This is a genomic window from Nocardia sp. NPDC058497 (genome assembly GCF_042720195.1).
Taxonomy (GTDB): Bacteria; Actinomycetota; Actinomycetes; order Mycobacteriales; family Mycobacteriaceae; genus Nocardia.
In genome coordinates this window covers 1-15083 of record NZ_JBHXMY010000086.1, presented here as the reverse complement: position 1 = coordinate 15083, position 15083 = coordinate 1, and the positions used below count along the sequence as shown (strand labels likewise).

The following is a 15083-nucleotide window of genomic DNA, read 5'->3' as shown; positions in this document are numbered from 1 at the left end:
CTCCACAGCCGCGCCGAGACCCGCCTGCGCGCCAGTGGCGACTGAGCCGGCCAGGCCGGTCCCGAGAGTTGCGGCGGTATCGAGGCCGCCCTGCAGGCCGGTGGTCAGCCCGATTCCTGTTGTGGCGGACAGTGCCGTGTCCAGCCCGGTGGTGGCTTCCGCGGCACCGCCGCCGGTGATCAGCCCGTCGACACCGATGTCGGCGCCAAGCCCGCCGCTGGCACCACCGGTCAGACCGCCGATGAGACCGGTGCCCGCCGACGCGGCGCCACCGAAACCGGTTTCCAGCCCGGTGCCGATTTCCGCGCCCGCTCCGACCACACCGTCGAGCCCGGTGATCGCCGTGGTGGTCGCGGCAGCACCGAGGCTGCCGACAGCCTGGGCACCGGCATTGGCCGCCGCACCCAGCCCCGCAGTGGCCCCGGCGCCGAGCCCACCCACCGCACCGGTCGCACCGCTCAGCCCGGCATCCAGTCCGCCACCCAGCTGACCCCCCAGGTTCGCGCCGAAGTCCGTGGTGACCCCAGCGGCCCCGTCGACCAGACCGTCGACCCCAGCCGCGACACCGCCGCCCGCACCTACCGCACCGGTCAGCGCACCGCCCAGTCCAGCGCCAGCCACACCGGTAAGAGCACCGCCGAGACCAGCGGCGACATCACCACCAGCACCGACCGACCCGTTCAGGGCACCATCGAGGCCAGCGCCGACACCAGCCGCACCGGTCAACGCACCGTCAAGGCCGGCACCGACACCAGCAGCGCCGGTCAGCGCACCACCGAGACCGGCACCAGCGCCAACCGCGCCGTTCAAGGCGCCATCGAGACCGGCACCGACACCAGCAGCGACGTCGCCGCCCGCGCCAGCCGCACCGGTCAGTGCACCGTCCAACCCGACACCAGCCGCACCGGTCAGCGCACCGTCGAGACCTGCACCGACACCAGTGGCGCCGGTCAGCGCACCGCCCAATCCGGCAGTGAGATCGCCACCGGCGTCGACCGCACCCGACAACGCGCCGTCCAGGCCGGCACCAGCGCCCACCGCGCCATTCAGGGCACCATCGAGGCCGGCCTCGACACCGGAGCCGATACCAACTCCCGCACCAGCCGCGCCCGACAGCGCACCATCGAGGTCGGCGCCGGCGCCCAGCGCACCGTTCAAAGCACCGCCCAGGCCAGCCTCGAGACCGGCACCCACGCCTGCCCCACCACTCAGCGCACCGCCCAGTCCGGCAGCGACATCGCCACCCGCGCCCACAACGCCCGACAACGCGCCGTCCAGGCCGGCGCCAGCGCCTACCGCACCATTCAGGGCACCGTCGAGACCGGCAGCGAGGTCCGTGCCTGCACCAACCGCACCATTGAGGGCGCCCCCGAGGCCAGTTTCCAGGCCGGCACCCGCACCGGTCAGCGCGCCGCCCAATCCGGCAGTGACGTCGCCACCCGCGCCCACAACGCCCGACAACGCACCGTCCAGGCCGGCACCTGCGCCTACGGCGCCATTCAGGGCACCCTCGAGGCCGGCTGCCACGTCGGTACCTGCGCCAACCGCGCCATTCAAGGCACCGCCGAGACCGGCGCCCACGCCCGCCGCACCGTTCAAGGCGCCATTCAGGCCGGCAGCCAGGTCGACACCTGCGCCAACCGCACCGTTCAAGGCACCGTCGAGACCGGCGGCAAGGTCCGCACCTGCGCCAACCGTGCCGTTCAAGGCACCGCCGAGGCCAGCGGCAAGGTCCGCACCTGTGCCAACCGCACCATTCAACGCACCGCCGAGACCGGCAGCGACGTCCGCACCTGCGCCAACCGCACCATTCAACGCACCGCCGAGACCGGCAGCGACGTCCGCACCTGCGCCAACCGCGCCGTTCAGGGCGCCCCCGAGACCGGCGCCCACGCCCGCCGCGCCATTCAACGGGCCATTCAGGCCTGCGGCGAGGTCGACGCCTGCGCCAACCGCGCCGTTCAGGCCTGCGGCGAGGTCGGCGGCCGCGTTCACGTCGACGTTCGCGCCGGTGACGACGCCCAGGGCGACATCGAGGCCTGCGCCGACCTGGGCGGCGACGTCGGCGACTGCCGATGCGGCTGCGCCGAGACCTACGTCGAGGCCGATGCCGAGTTCGGCGTCGGTGGCTGCCGCGGCGGTGACGGCGGCGGCTGCCGTGGCGGTGGAGGCGAGGGCCGCGCTCGTGCCTGCCGCGGCGCCGGCGGCGACGATCGACTGGAGTTGGGAACCGCCGCTGACCAGCGCGGATTCCGCCACCATCGGGGCGACGGCGGAGATGTCTTCGGGGGTCACCTCGAGTCCCGCCTGGGCCAGCGCGGCGCACGGGTTAACGCAGTAGCTCGCCGCCGCGTCGGGATCGCGCAGCAGGTTCAGGATGAATTCCAGAATCGCGTTGGGGGTCATCGAAGTCAGCTCCTCCAGATCGTGGGCGGTGGTGCCCGATCCGTTCTCGTCGGAATGTCTTTCACGCTAGGTCCGCCAGTCGTTACAGGTAACGGGGCGAATACCTAGTTCACCCGGGGCGCATCCATTAGGGGCTGATCGCCGATTAGGGGAATTTCCCCGTATTTGCCCCGGCGCAGGTAACAGCCGTCTACCGGCAACCGACAGATCGGGTGGGACGTCGGCCACCCTGGCGATCTCGTTGTCCACACCGTCTACCGGTTCCACCGGAAGTCCTGCGAACGGGGTTGTCCAATGACAGAGCGTCTGGCGCTCGGCATCACTGTCGGAGCCGCGAATTCGGTCGCCGCGACCACGACCGCCGACGGGGCTGGTGCCACTGTTCGCAGACACCGCAGCACCCTGCTGCTCGGCGCGGACGGCTCGATCGGGTTCGCCGACGCCACCCGCCACGCGCGCGGAGTGGTCGTCGACGACTACCTGTCCAGGGTCGGCGATCCGGTAGACATGCTGGCAGAGGACGGTTCAACGCACGACGCGGCCGACCTCGTCGCCGCCGCGACGCGCGCGCTGGTCACCGAACTGTCCGGCGCCGCGGGCGAGTCCGCCGAGGTGGCGACCATCGTCGCGTGCTGCCCGGCGTGGTGGCCGGAGCAGACCATCGAGATCGCGCGGGCCGCGCTCGCGCGCGCGGGACTGCCAGAAGTGACGTTGGTCCCAGAACCACTGGCCGCGGTGCGCCGATACGAGATGGAGAACGGCCTGCTCGACGACGGCGCGCTGGCCGTCTACGACCTGGGCGCGAGCGGCCTCACGGTCACCGTGCTACGCACCGGCGAACAGGCGGGCCTGCTGGGCGCGCCGGTGCACAGCACCGCGATCGCCGGCTCGGAATTCGATTTGCTGACGATGCGCTACGTCCTGGCAAATGTTCTGGACGGAAATGATATCGATCCATTCGACCCGGTCGTCGAAGAAGAACTTTCGGCATTGCGAGCCCGCTGCGGAAATGCGAAAGAGGAGCTCTCCAGAATTACCGCGACGGTGGTTCCGGTGGGCACGCTCGACCCCACCCGCCGCATCGAACAGGTCCGGCTGACCCGCGGCGAACTCGAAGATCTGCTGCGGCCGATCCTGCTCGACTCGATGAACCTGCTCCGCGACGCGGTGCGCCGCGCCGGACTCACCCCCGGCGATGTCAACCGGGTGCTGCTCACCGGCGGTGGCGGCGCGATCCCGCTGGTCGCCGAGCTGATCTCGAGCGAATTCGGGCTGCCCGTCACCGCCTGCGCCGACCCGGCGACCAGCGCGGCGCACGGCGCGGCCGAGATCGCACTGGACGTGGCCGCGATCTCCGTGCCCACCGAGGCCATCCCCGCCGTGCGCGTGGCGCCGGTGTCGGCGGCACCGGTCGTCGAGGAGCTCGCGCTGCCGCCCGCCGACCCCGAACCCGCCCGGATGTCGTCCGCGAAACGCGCGGGGCTCGTCACCGCGGCGGCATTGATCATGGCCGCACTGACAACCGGCACCCTCGCCATCGGCGGCGTCACCCAGCCCGCGCCGAGCGGACCCGACGCGACGACGAGCGCGCCGCTCGCCCCCGGCGCCGCCGCGTCGACCAGCACCGGCGGAACTCCCGGGTCGGCGCCGAACACCACGGACTCGACCGTCGCCGATCCGTCCCAGCCTGGCGCGACCAGCGCCGCCGTGCCGCCGGGTGCGATCCCGGTCGGCACCACCGAAGCCGCGGCACCCGCCGGCGCGCCCGCCGCGGGAACACCCGCACCAGCCGGTGCGACCGCCGACGGCACCACGGCACCCGCGCCGGCAGCTGGACAACCCTCCACCGGGCAACCCGCGCAGGCGCCACCCGCCGAACAGCCACAGTCCCCTGCTCCCGCCCCGGCACCTGCCCCCTCCCCTGCCCCGCGCCCGCAGGTCCCACCCATCAAGGTGAACCCCGGTGACCTGCTCGACGGCGTCGGCGGCGCGGTCGAGGAGACCATCGAAACGGGCACGCAGCTGCCGGGCCGGGTCCTCGGAGGAAACGGTGGCTGACATCGCCCTCGACACCTTCCCGAACGCCCGAACCATCTTCCGCGAATTCGACACCGCAGCTCAGCAGCCGGTGCTGCTGCTGATCCGCGGCCGGGCGGGCACCGGAAAGTCGATGCTGCTCAAGGCCGTTCGCGCGCATCTGCGTGGCCGCGACATCCCGGTCGCCGAATCCGCTCGCGACAACGGCCGCTCGGTGCTCATCGCGGACAATGTCCACCGCTACACCGACACCGAGTTACAAACCCTGTGCGCGGCAATCGAATCCGGGAATCGTTCGATCGTTCTCGCGACCCAGCCGCGCCCGCACGACCCCCGGCTGCGCGCCCTGTCCGAGGCCGTCGCGCGCCACGGCCGAACCGTGGACCTACGGGCGCTGGGCAGCGCCGACATCGCGTCGTTCGCCAGGGAACTCGGCATGGCCGTGTCCCAGCCACTCGCGCTGCACATCCACCAATTGACCGCGGGCATTCCCGGCGGCGTGGTCGCGGCGCTGTCCGCGGCCCGCTCGGCCCCGCTCGAGTCATGCGTGAGCGCCGTCGACGACGCTGTCACCGCCTGGACGCGCTCCATCCTGGACACGATCGAACCGGACCTGCTCGAGACGCTGGTCGTCGCCGCGACCGGAACCGGTTTGGACGCAACCGAACTCACCGAAGTACTCGGTGTCGGCACCGATACCGCGCACGACCTGATCGACCGCGCCAGGGCGGGCGCACTGGTCACCGACGCCGACCTGCTCCTCGCGCCCGCGGTGGCCCCGCTGCGCACCCTGCTCGGCGACCGCCGCTATGTCGAGGTGCAGCGCAGGCTGCTCACCGCGCGGATCGACACGGGCCTGCTACGCGATCGGACGGCGCTGATCCTGGCCGAGTCCGGCGTCGTCGATCCCCGTCTCGCCGAATTCCTGTGCCGCACAGCGGAGAAGTCCGATCAGGCAACTCGCTACTACGCCGCCGCGGCCGCGGCCGGTGCCCCGGTCGAGTCGATCGCGGTGCGCTGGGCCGAAGCCGCCGCACACGCCGGTGACACCGACACCGCGCTCCGGCTGGCCGAACCACTGCTGACCACCGACAACGCCGCCCACACCGAACTCGTTGCCGCGGTACGCATCTGCGCGGGCGTGCTCACCCGGCGCGGCTTGGTCAGCCGCGCGGCCGGGCTGTACACCTGGCTCGGCCCCGACCGCGTCGGTGCGGACTGGGCGTCCGCGGCGATGGTGCTCACCCTCGCGGGCGACCTCGCCGGCGCGGCACAGATGTCCGGCGCCGCACAAAACTGGCCGCCGACCGAGGCCGACGCGGGCGCGCGACTCATCGCCTCCGCGCTGCACGAATCGCTCGACCCGCACGGCGCGGGCACGACCGCCGCGATTTCCGCCCTGATCCAAGCGGGCAACACCGGCGACGATCGATACCTGCCGAGCACCGCGGTCTCGATCGCCACGCTGCTCTGCCTCGGCGCCGGCGAGCCGAGCCGCGCCAGGGACTCGCTGGCCAGGGCGGCCGGCGATCAACTGCCGGTGCTGGCGGCCTGGACCGCCCTGCTCGGTGGCGACGAACGCGGCGCGGCGAGCACACTGGCCGGGATCGACATCGCCACGCTCGCCCCGCGCGATCAGCTCCTCGCGCACGCCCTCGCGGTGGGACTGGCCCGCCGCGGCGGCGATCACGCGGCGCTGACGCGCGCCTGGCAAGCCGCCTGCCCGCTGTTCGACCAGCTCGAGGCCGACCTGTTGAGCCTGTTGCCGATCGGCGAACTGTGGCTGGCGGGCATCCGGCTGCGCGACGTGCGCCGGATCGACCCGCTCGTCGACGCGGCCAAGGCGCTGCTGCGCAAGCTCGGTCGCGCGCCCGCCTGGACCAACTCCTTCCACTGGTACGGGGTGCAGGCCGCGCTGGCCGACGAATCGCCACAGGAGCTGCTACCCCACGCCCACGCGCTGAAGACGGCCGCGGCGGCGGGCGACCGGCAGGCGGGCGTACTGGCCGACGCCGGACGCACCTGGGTGCTCGTGCTGCGTGGCAACGTCGCCGCGGCCGAGGTGCAGGCCGCGGTGTCGGCGCTGGCCGAACTCGGCCTCACCTGGGACGCGGCTGGCCTGGCCCGCGAGGCCGCGCTCGCGGCGGGCGATTCGGCGACCGCGACCACCCTGCTCAAGCTCGCCCGGTCGGTACGTGTCCAAGCCCAGCCCGTCGAACCGTCGCGACCCGCGGCGCAGCCGCTGCCGCAGACACCGGACGGGCCCGCGCCGCTGACCGGCGAGGCCGCCGCGCTCAGCGATCGCGAGCGCGAGGTTGCCGAGCTGGTGCTGCTCGGCCTGACCTACCGGGAGATCGGCGCTCGGCTGTACATTTCCGCGAAAACCGTGGAGCATCACGTCGCGCGAATCCGACGCCGGATAGGCGCGCGCTCACGATCGGAATTATTGTCAATGCTCCGCGCCATGGGACACGGTTCACTACTGGTGTGACTCGACGCGGACGACATCGACGCCGAAGCGAGGTAAACCGGATGGCCACTGGGGTCGGCCTGCGCATGGCCGATGACGAGTGCATCGCCGCGGTGGTCACCGAGGACGACACGGTGCGGATCGTCGCGCGCGATGCGGTGCTGCACATGTCCGACGACGGTGACGCGGCCCTCGGCGGGCCCGCGCCCTCCGAGCACACGCACTCGATCGCCGGTTTCGTCCGCGCGGTCGGCGACCCGGCCGGGGTGGATGTCGACGGCGGCGAGGCCTATCGCGCCGAGGATTTGCTGGCGACGGCCATGTTCTGCCTCATCGATCTCACCACCGAGCACCTCAGCGGCCCCGCCGAGTTCTACGCCACGCATCCGGCGCACTGGTCGCCGGAGATCGTGCGCGGTGTGCGCGAGGCGCTGGACTATCTGGGCCTGAAGTCGGTGGCGCTGCTCGGCGAGGACGAGCTGCCGCCCGCCGCCGACGATGCCGACGCGGGCCGCTCGTACGCGACGGCCGCCGCCCAGGCCGCGCTGGTCGCGGTGCTGGCGACGCCGGCGGGCGCGACCCCGCCCGATCCGATCGTCACCGAGAACTCGATGGTCGCTACCGATGTGATGCCCGCGGTGCCGCGCCAGGCGGCGACCGCGCAGGCGTATTCGGCGGCGATGCCGGTGATGTCACAGCCGACGAAGGCGCTGAACCCGACCACGGCCATGCCGGTCGTGCCCGTCGAACCGCCGGCGCCGGCGCCGGCGAAGCGCAGCCGGACCCCGCTGCTGATCGCGGCCGCCGCGCTCGTCGGGCTGCTGCTCGGCGGCGTCGCGGTCTCGGTGGTGCTGAGCGGTGCCGAGCCGACCACTCCGCCGCCGATCTCCGACGCGCGCCCCGACTCGCTCACCGTGACGCCGACGCCCGCGCTGCCCCCGCCGCCGGTCGCCGAGACCGCCACGCTGGAGCCGGTCGTCACCGAGACCACCGAGCCCGAACCGGAGCCGACGACCAGCACCGAAGCGCCACCGACGACCACGCCGGAACCGACCACCACCGCGCCGTCGACCCCGCCCGGCCGCAGCACTACCCGCCCGCTGCTGCCGTTCCAGAACTACCCGCCGGGCTCGCTCCCCTCACCCATGCGGATTCCCGGCTACAACTGATCCGGTGCGGGTGCGATCGGACCGAGCAGACAGTGATACGCGATAGCCATGGAACATCTATCCTTGTCGGACCCTTCTGCCAAGGTGGTTGCCGTGGAACATCGTGATTGGTTGACACGCTTAGCGTTCGACGGCCTCTGCGCGGCAGCGGCTGTGCGTGGATGCGTGTCCGTCGCCGCCAGTACGGAGTGGCGCCGTCGAGGACCGGGAGGCGTTGATGGCTAGGTTCGAAATCCCAGCCGGGTGGGTGGTACAGGCCTACCGATTCGCGCTCGACCCCACTCCAGCCCAGCAGCGAGCATTGCGCTCGCATGGAGGGGCCGCGCGGTTCGCTCATAATCACATGCTCGCCCTGGTGAAAGCCGTGATGGATCAGCGGAACGCGGAGCGCAGCTACGGAATCACCGATGACCAGCTGACCCCGCCGTTGGGATGGTCGCTGCCCGCGCTCCGCAGAACCTGGAATAGTCGCAAGACTAGGGTCGCGCCGTGGTGGGGTGAGAACTCGAAAGAGGCCTACAACACTGGTCTCGATGCGCTTGCCCGAGGCCTGGACAACTGGTCGAAATCCCGCACCGGTGAACGCGCGGGCAAACCAGTCGGGTTTCCGAAGTTCAAGACCAGTCGGTCACGGCGGTCGGTGCGATTCACCACCGGGGTCATCCGGGTCGAACCCGATCGCCACCATGTGACCTTGCCCCGCTTGGGTGCGATCCGTACTTACGAGTCCACCCGCAAACTTGCCCGCAGGATCAGCGCCGGGACCGGACGGGTTCTGTCGGCCACCGTGTCGCAAGATTCGGCGGGTCGCTGGCATTGTTCGTTGCAGACCCTCGTGGATGCGAAAGCCCGCCCTGACCACGCGCACCGCTCACTGTTTCCGGTGGTGGGTATCGATGTCGGAGTGAAAGATCTCCTCGTAGTCGGCACCGCAGATGGGACCGAACTCGAACGTGTCTCGGCCCCGAAACCACTCACCCGGGCACAAGCCCGGTTGCGAGCGTTGCAGCGCACCGCCGCCCGGCGACACGGCCCCTACGACCCGGTCACCCGCAGCAAGCGGCAGCCGTCGAAACGCTGGCGCGCAACCCAGGCTCGGATCGGGAAAACCCACGCTCGCGCGGCGAACGTGCGCCGGGATGTGTTGCACAAGGCGACCACTCGCCTTGCCCAGCAACACCGGGTCGTGGTGGTGGAAACGCTGAACGCTTCGGGCATGCGTTCTGCCGGCGGTGTCTACAAGCGTGGTTTGAACCGCGCCCTCGCCGATGCCGCCCTCGCCCAGGTACGGACGATGCTGGCATACAAAGCCCGTTGGTACGGCTCCACATTGGTGGAGGCCGACCGGTTCTTCCCTTCTTCGAAGACATGTTCGGCTTGTGGTGGGCGAAAGCCAAACCTGACCTTGGCCGAACGCATCTACCGCTGTGACCGTTGTGGTGCCGCGATCGATCGTGATCACAATGCCGCGATCAATCTCGCCCGACTCGGCGAAACCCAGCTGCTGGGTGAACAGAGTTCCGCCGACAGTGGGTCGGTGGCAGGACGTGGAGCCATCCATGAGACCGAACCCGCGCGAGCGGGTGAGGCAGGAGGCTGTGAAGCGCCAACCCCGCACAACCCCGTCGGGGTTGGTCAGGCGGGGACCGTCGTCTCGCAAGGGACGGCTGCCTGATGGAGAGGAGCAAGACTGATTATCGCTCTCCAGTCGGCAACGGTACCGTAACCGCGCCCGCCGCGCGATCGTGCCCTAGAGTGATGCGCTGATCGACATCACAGCCGCCGGCGGTGGTCTCGATCACTCGTGCCGACGAAGGGATTTCATGCGCAAGTTGGTGGCGCGTCGCGCCGCAGTCAAGGCAGCCTCCGCCGGTTTCGCCGCGACTGTTCTCCTGGCACCCCTGCTCGGCTCGGGTATCGCTGCGGCTGAACCCGCCGCGCCGCTTCAGCTTTCTGCGGACGCCCTGCCCGCCGAACTGGTGACGGCCCTCTCGCGCGACCTCGGGATGACCCCGACCGAATACCTCGACCGCGCCGCCCGCGCACAACAGCTGCGCGACTACGCGGCCGACTTCCGCGCCGAGAACCCCGACTCCTTCGCAGGCGCCTGGCTGACGCCGGAAGGCAAGGCCGTCGTCGCGGTCACCAACGCCGACGCGGGCAAGCTCGCCGCGGCCGACGGGTACCAGACCCACCTCGCCCCGATCTCGGCCACCGGCCTGGAAGGCGCGCTGGTGCAACTGAGCCAGTGGATCGCGAGCCTGCCGCGCGAGATCTCCGCGCCGATCAGCTCGATCGCCATCGACGTGCTCAACAGCCAGCTGGTGCTCAACGTCGCCAACACCGGCACCGGCCACCTGCTGAACCTGCCGACCCTGATCGCCACCATCAAGGTGGTGCTCTCCCCCGGCGGCGGCGGGCCGGTCGAGCGCAAGCCGATGGGCGGCGACACCTACATCACCGCGACCAAGGACCTGCACGACGCGACCCTGCGCGGCGTCGACGTGTGCTCGTTCGGCTTCAACAGCACCGACGCCGCGGGCAACGCGCTCAATATCTCCGCGGGCCACTGCAACCCGAACATCGACAACGGCGGCAACGCGCCGGTCTACGTGCCGAACGTGCGCGACATCCCCAGCAGCCCCGAGGTCGGTTCGTTCGCCAAGGCGGTGCTCGGCGGGCCCGCCGCGCTGGACTACTCGGTGATCACGCTGAACGAGCGCGCGGTCAACGCGGGCATGGATCAGCCACGGGTGCGCGGCGCGAACGGTACGACGCTGGCGATCACCGGCACCGCCGAACCGGTCACCGGCGCCCCGGTCTGCAAGACCGGCCAGTCCTCCACCTTCACCTGCGGCTTCGTCTCGGCGGATCGGGTGGAGACCCAGCTGTTCACCGCCGAGGGCGTCAGCAAGACCATCCGTGGCTTCGCCAGCACCGCCTGCACCCTGGGCGGCGACAGCGGCGGCGCGATCGTCACCGGCACCCTCGCGCTCGGCATCACCAGCGGCTCCAACGCCTCCGAGGCGCCCAACTGCACCGAGGCCAACACCCAGCTGGCCCCCTACGGCGGCACCGCCTCGCTCGGCATCCCGATCCGGCCCATCCTGGCCGATATCGAGGCCACCTCCGGTGGGGGTCTCGGCAGCGGAATCACGGTGCGTACCAAGCCGAACGCGGGCTGAGCCGATAACGAAGTGAACACACGGACCGGGTGAGCGAAATCTCTTGCCCGGTCCGAGTAGGCATAACCCGCTCCAGCCCATATAGTTCGATCATGCTCCTGCCACGTATGGGTCGCACCCCGTCCGCGCGAAGCTCGAGAAGAGCTCGGAAGTCCATGATCGCCGCTTCGGCGGCGATTCTGCTGTTCGGCCCTACGATGGCGGTTGCCGATGCGCAGCCCACCCCCGACCTGCCCGCCCAGCTGGTGGAGGCGGTCACCCGCGATCTGAAGATCTCGCCCGAGGAGTACCTGCGCCGCGCCGATATCGCACAGCAGGTCGCCGCGTTCTCCACCACCGCCCAGCGGCAGTTCCCGGCGACGTTCGCCGGCGCCTGGCTGAACGACGCCGGTAACGCCGTCGTCGCGCTCGCACAGGGCCCCGGTATCGACCAGGCCCGCGAAGCCGCCGAGTCGGCCGGTTACGAGGTCCGCAATGTCGCCAAGAGCGAGTCCGCGCTGCGCGGCGAGAAGACCGCGTTCGAGAACTGGCTGGCCGCCGCGCCGCCGGAGATCGCCGCCCTCGTGCGTGGCGTCGTCGTCGATCCCGTGAACAACGCGATCGCGGTGCGCGTCGACCAGGCCGGGCTGCCGCTGCCCAGCTTCATCGACCCGTCTCGCGTCGTCGTCACCGCGCCGCCCGTGGCAGGCGAGCGCGTCGAGCTGGAAGCCACCCCGGTGGCAGGCGACGGCAACGGCGCACTGGCCGGTGGCGACGGCTACGCCTCGGTGGTCGGCCGCAGCTCGCTGCGCTGCTCGCTCGGCTTCAACGGCACCGACCGCGCGGGCAACGTCGTCAACATCTCGGCGGGTCACTGCAACCCCGATCTCGGCAGTGCCGGTACCGACGCTGCCGCCGCCGTCTACGAGCTCAACGGTGACCGTGCGGGCGCCCAGCTCGGCACCTTCTCGAAGTCGGTGCTCGGCGCGCAGGACTACTCGATCATCCGGATCAACGACAACGCCCGCGCCCGCTTCGAGAACAACCTCGTGCGCGTGCCGGGCAACGCCCCGATCGCGGTCGACGGGGTGGCCACCCCGGTGGTCGGCGCCCCGGTCTGCAAGTCGGGCGCGCGGACCGGCTTCAGCTGCGGCATCATCAACGGTGTCGACCAGACCGTGCAGGTCGGCGATCGGCAGATGACGCAGAGCTTCTCGGCCAACATCTGCGCCCTGCCCGGCGATTCGGGCGGCGCGATCGTGACCGGTCGCCTCGCGCTCGGCATCTCCAGCGCGTCGTCGGTCGCCGACTACCCGATCTGCGAGATCCCGAACATCATCGGCGCGATCACCGGTGACGTCCCGCAGCTGTTCGCGCAGCCGCTGAGCGTCGTTCTCTCGGACAACCCGGGTCTGGCGGTTCGCACCAACTGATCGCGGTTTCCGCGGGCACAGAGCAGCTCGGAAAGGCCGGTAGCAGTGCGCTACCGGCCTTCCGGCGTCCAGGGCATGCTGGGGGCATGTGTTTGGTTCTGCTCGCCTGGCGGGCGCACCCCGAGTACCGGCTGATCGTGGCCGCCAACCGGGACGAGTTCTATACCCGCGACACCGAGTCGCTGCGCCGCTGGCCTGGGGAAATGCTGCTGGCCGGGCGTGATCTCGGCGCCGTCGCACCGGGTACCTGGCTGGGTCTGCGCACCGACGACCCGCGGTTCGCCACGGTCACCAATGTCCGCAATCCGCACGACACCCCGCCGCGCCCGCGCTCCCGCGGCGCACTGCTGATGGACTACCTGCGCGGTGCCGCGTCGCCCTCGGACTACCTGGCCGCGATCGCCACCGCGCCGGACGACTACATCGGCTACAACCTGCTCGTCGGCGACCTGCGCACGCTGTGGTGGCATTCCAATCGCAGCGGCACCGGGCCGACCGAACTGGCTCCCGGTCTGCACGCGCTGTCCAATTCCGCTCATCTGGCGTCGGAGCCCGGATTGATCCACACCCGTCCCCAGGCTCCGGTGGTCACCGGTGTCGGCGCACCGCCGCTGTGGCCGAAGGTCGCCACCGGGCTGGCCGGTCTGCACGACATCGTCGCGACCGCGCCGCATTCCGTCGAGGACTACTTCGCACTGCTCGCCGACCGCACCGAAGCGCCCGACGAGCTCCTGCCGCGCACCGGGATTCCGCTGGAGTTCGAGCGGGCTGCCTCGGCGCGCTTCGTCGCCCACGATCTGCACGGCACCCGCGCGAGCACGGTGCTGCTGGTACGGGAGGACGGTCACTACACCATTGCCGAGCGTACGTTCGGCCGTCACGGGGAAGCGGGCGGCTCGGAATCACTGTCCGGGGTCGTTGATCTGGGCTGAGAACGCGGAAGGCCCCGCTCCGGATCGGAGCGGGGCCTTCGCGTAGAGCTGTTCGGGGCGAAGCCGAATCAGTTCGCGGGCTTGGGCTTGTCGGCCCACGCCGACGTGCCTTCGGGCGCCTGCAGCACCTGCAGCAGCTCGAAGCCCGCGACCATCATGGTCGGGCCGCCGATCGCGATCATGCCGAGGATGCCGCCGATGGTGGCGCCCAGCGGCAGACCGACGATGCAACCGGCCAGCACCGCGATCAGGCCGAGGCCACAACCGACGATGGCGCCGATCGCGGTGCCGACGAAGGTACCGATCGCGGTACCGATGCTGAACTTGCTGGAGAAGTCGTTGATCGCCTTCTGGTTCTCCTGAACCGAGGCGATCTCGGTGCCCTTGAGAACCGGCTGCGGAACGACCGTCTCCTGGCCGATCTCGACACCAGCGGGCTTCTCCGGGGTCAGCGCCAGGACCTTGCTGTCCTGGGCGACCTCGGTCTTCATCGGGATGTCGACACCGTTGATCGCGTAATCGATCGGCAGCGAGACCACGACAGCCCCCCGACTGTCCTTGATCTCGGCAACCTTGGTCTTGGGCGCGTCCGGCGTCTCGCCCGCCTGCTCGACGAGCGAGAAGGTGCCGTTCTGCAGGGTGGCGACGACGGTCTTGTCGACCAGCTTCACCGAGTACTTGATGTCCTGCGGGGCCTCTTCAGCATGCGAGGTGCCCATGGACACGGTCATAGCACCGATAACCAACGCGGCTGCCGCAGTGGTCCTACGGAAGTTCATTCAAGGTCCAATCCATCAGGTGTGGTGCGATGTGCGATCCGCGACACGCGAGACCCGTCAAGCAGGGACACACCATGAGGTGTCCCTAACTTCTCCCCGAGCAGTGTGAAGACCGGCACAGCAGACAGAACAGCTGGAGCCTAATGGACCGAAACCTGGGAAGCCAGAAGCAATCTTGATCGCCGGAGTAAGCCTGACCTTAGCTCCGCCGCAGATCACGCACGGTTTACGGTGTTCACCAGCAGACTTGGACACCCTGAGGCAAACAATTATGTGATATTGCTCACAGGCAAAACCCAGGTCAAGCCGCAGTAAACAAGGTCAGAGCACGAATGCCGATCCTACGGTGGACACCGGTAGTTACTGGCCGGTAACTTAGCGCCGGTTACGATACGAGCCAACTGGGCGAGTTCTCTCGCCCACGACCCTCGTGTTGCCTCTAAAGAAAGGTCGCGACATGAATGCCCTGACAATCACGTTGGGCACGATTGGAGCAGTGCTCAGCCTGTTCTGTTGGGCGTCGTTCCTCAGCGGCGCATGGAACATCGGCAAGGCCGTGACGATCGGCCAGTCCGCGCCGGACCGGTGGCGACCGTTCTTCCCGCGGTTCAAGACCATGCTCGTCGAGTTCATCGCGCATACGCGGATGAACAAGTTCCGCACCGTCGGCTGGGCGCACTGGCTGGTCATGAT

At 70.1% G+C, this 15083-nt stretch carries 10 protein-coding genes; 8 read left to right on the top strand and 2 right to left on the bottom strand.

Going from position 1 to position 15083, the window contains the following annotated elements:
• On the bottom strand, nt 1-2406 hold a 2406-nt coding region (locus ACFWPJ_RS09060; RefSeq protein ID WP_378849052.1), incomplete at its 3' end, for an IniB N-terminal domain-containing protein.
• Nucleotides 2407-2700: 294 nt separating this feature from the next.
• Between ACFWPJ_RS09060 and ACFWPJ_RS09055 the strand changes: the two genes are divergently transcribed.
• From ACFWPJ_RS09055 to ACFWPJ_RS09025, 7 genes are all read left to right on the top strand, one after another.
• Nucleotides 2701-4464, top strand: coding sequence for an Hsp70 family protein (locus ACFWPJ_RS09055; protein ID WP_378849050.1), 1764 nt, complete (start codon nt 2701-2703; stop codon nt 4462-4464).
• Nucleotides 4457-6934, top strand: coding sequence for a LuxR C-terminal-related transcriptional regulator (locus ACFWPJ_RS09050; RefSeq protein WP_378849049.1), 2478 nt, complete (start codon nt 4457-4459; stop codon nt 6932-6934). The genes ACFWPJ_RS09055 and ACFWPJ_RS09050 overlap by 8 nt, the downstream gene beginning before the upstream one ends.
• A gap of 41 nt (nt 6935-6975) precedes the next feature.
• Nucleotides 6976-8082 carry a hypothetical protein gene (locus ACFWPJ_RS09045; RefSeq protein ID WP_378849047.1) on the top strand — a complete coding sequence of 369 codons (1107 nt, stop codon included), beginning with the start codon at nt 6976-6978 and terminating at the stop codon, nt 8080-8082.
• 217 nt (nt 8083-8299) lie between these two features.
• On the top strand, nt 8300-9757 hold the full coding sequence (gene tnpB, locus ACFWPJ_RS09040; protein WP_378849045.1) for an IS607 family element RNA-guided endonuclease TnpB: 1458 nt from the start codon (nt 8300-8302) through the stop codon (nt 9755-9757).
• 148 nt (nt 9758-9905) lie between these two features.
• Complete coding sequence (locus ACFWPJ_RS09035) at nt 9906-11267, top strand: S1 family peptidase (protein ID WP_378849043.1); 1362 nt, start codon at nt 9906-9908, stop codon at nt 11265-11267.
• A 155-nt stretch (nt 11268-11422) separates the two neighbouring features.
• Nucleotides 11423-12679: a S1 family peptidase gene (locus ACFWPJ_RS09030; RefSeq protein WP_378849041.1), complete on the top strand. Its 1257-nt coding sequence runs from the start codon at nt 11423-11425 to the stop codon at nt 12677-12679.
• 86 nt (nt 12680-12765) lie between these two features.
• Entirely contained in the window at nt 12766-13611 is an 846-nt protein-coding gene (locus ACFWPJ_RS09025) for an NRDE family protein (RefSeq protein ID WP_378849039.1), read from the top strand.
• A 68-nt stretch (nt 13612-13679) separates the two neighbouring features.
• Here ACFWPJ_RS09025 and ACFWPJ_RS09020 read toward each other — a convergent pair whose 3' ends face one another.
• Nucleotides 13680-14342 (bottom strand): hypothetical protein, encoded by a 663-nt coding sequence (locus tag ACFWPJ_RS09020; protein ID WP_378849038.1) that lies wholly within the window; start codon nt 14340-14342, stop codon nt 13680-13682.
• A gap of 505 nt (nt 14343-14847) precedes the next feature.
• Between ACFWPJ_RS09020 and ACFWPJ_RS09015 the strand changes: the two genes are divergently transcribed.
• A partial coding sequence (locus ACFWPJ_RS09015) for a hypothetical protein (RefSeq protein WP_378849036.1) occupies nt 14848-15083 on the top strand: 236 nt, incomplete at its 3' end.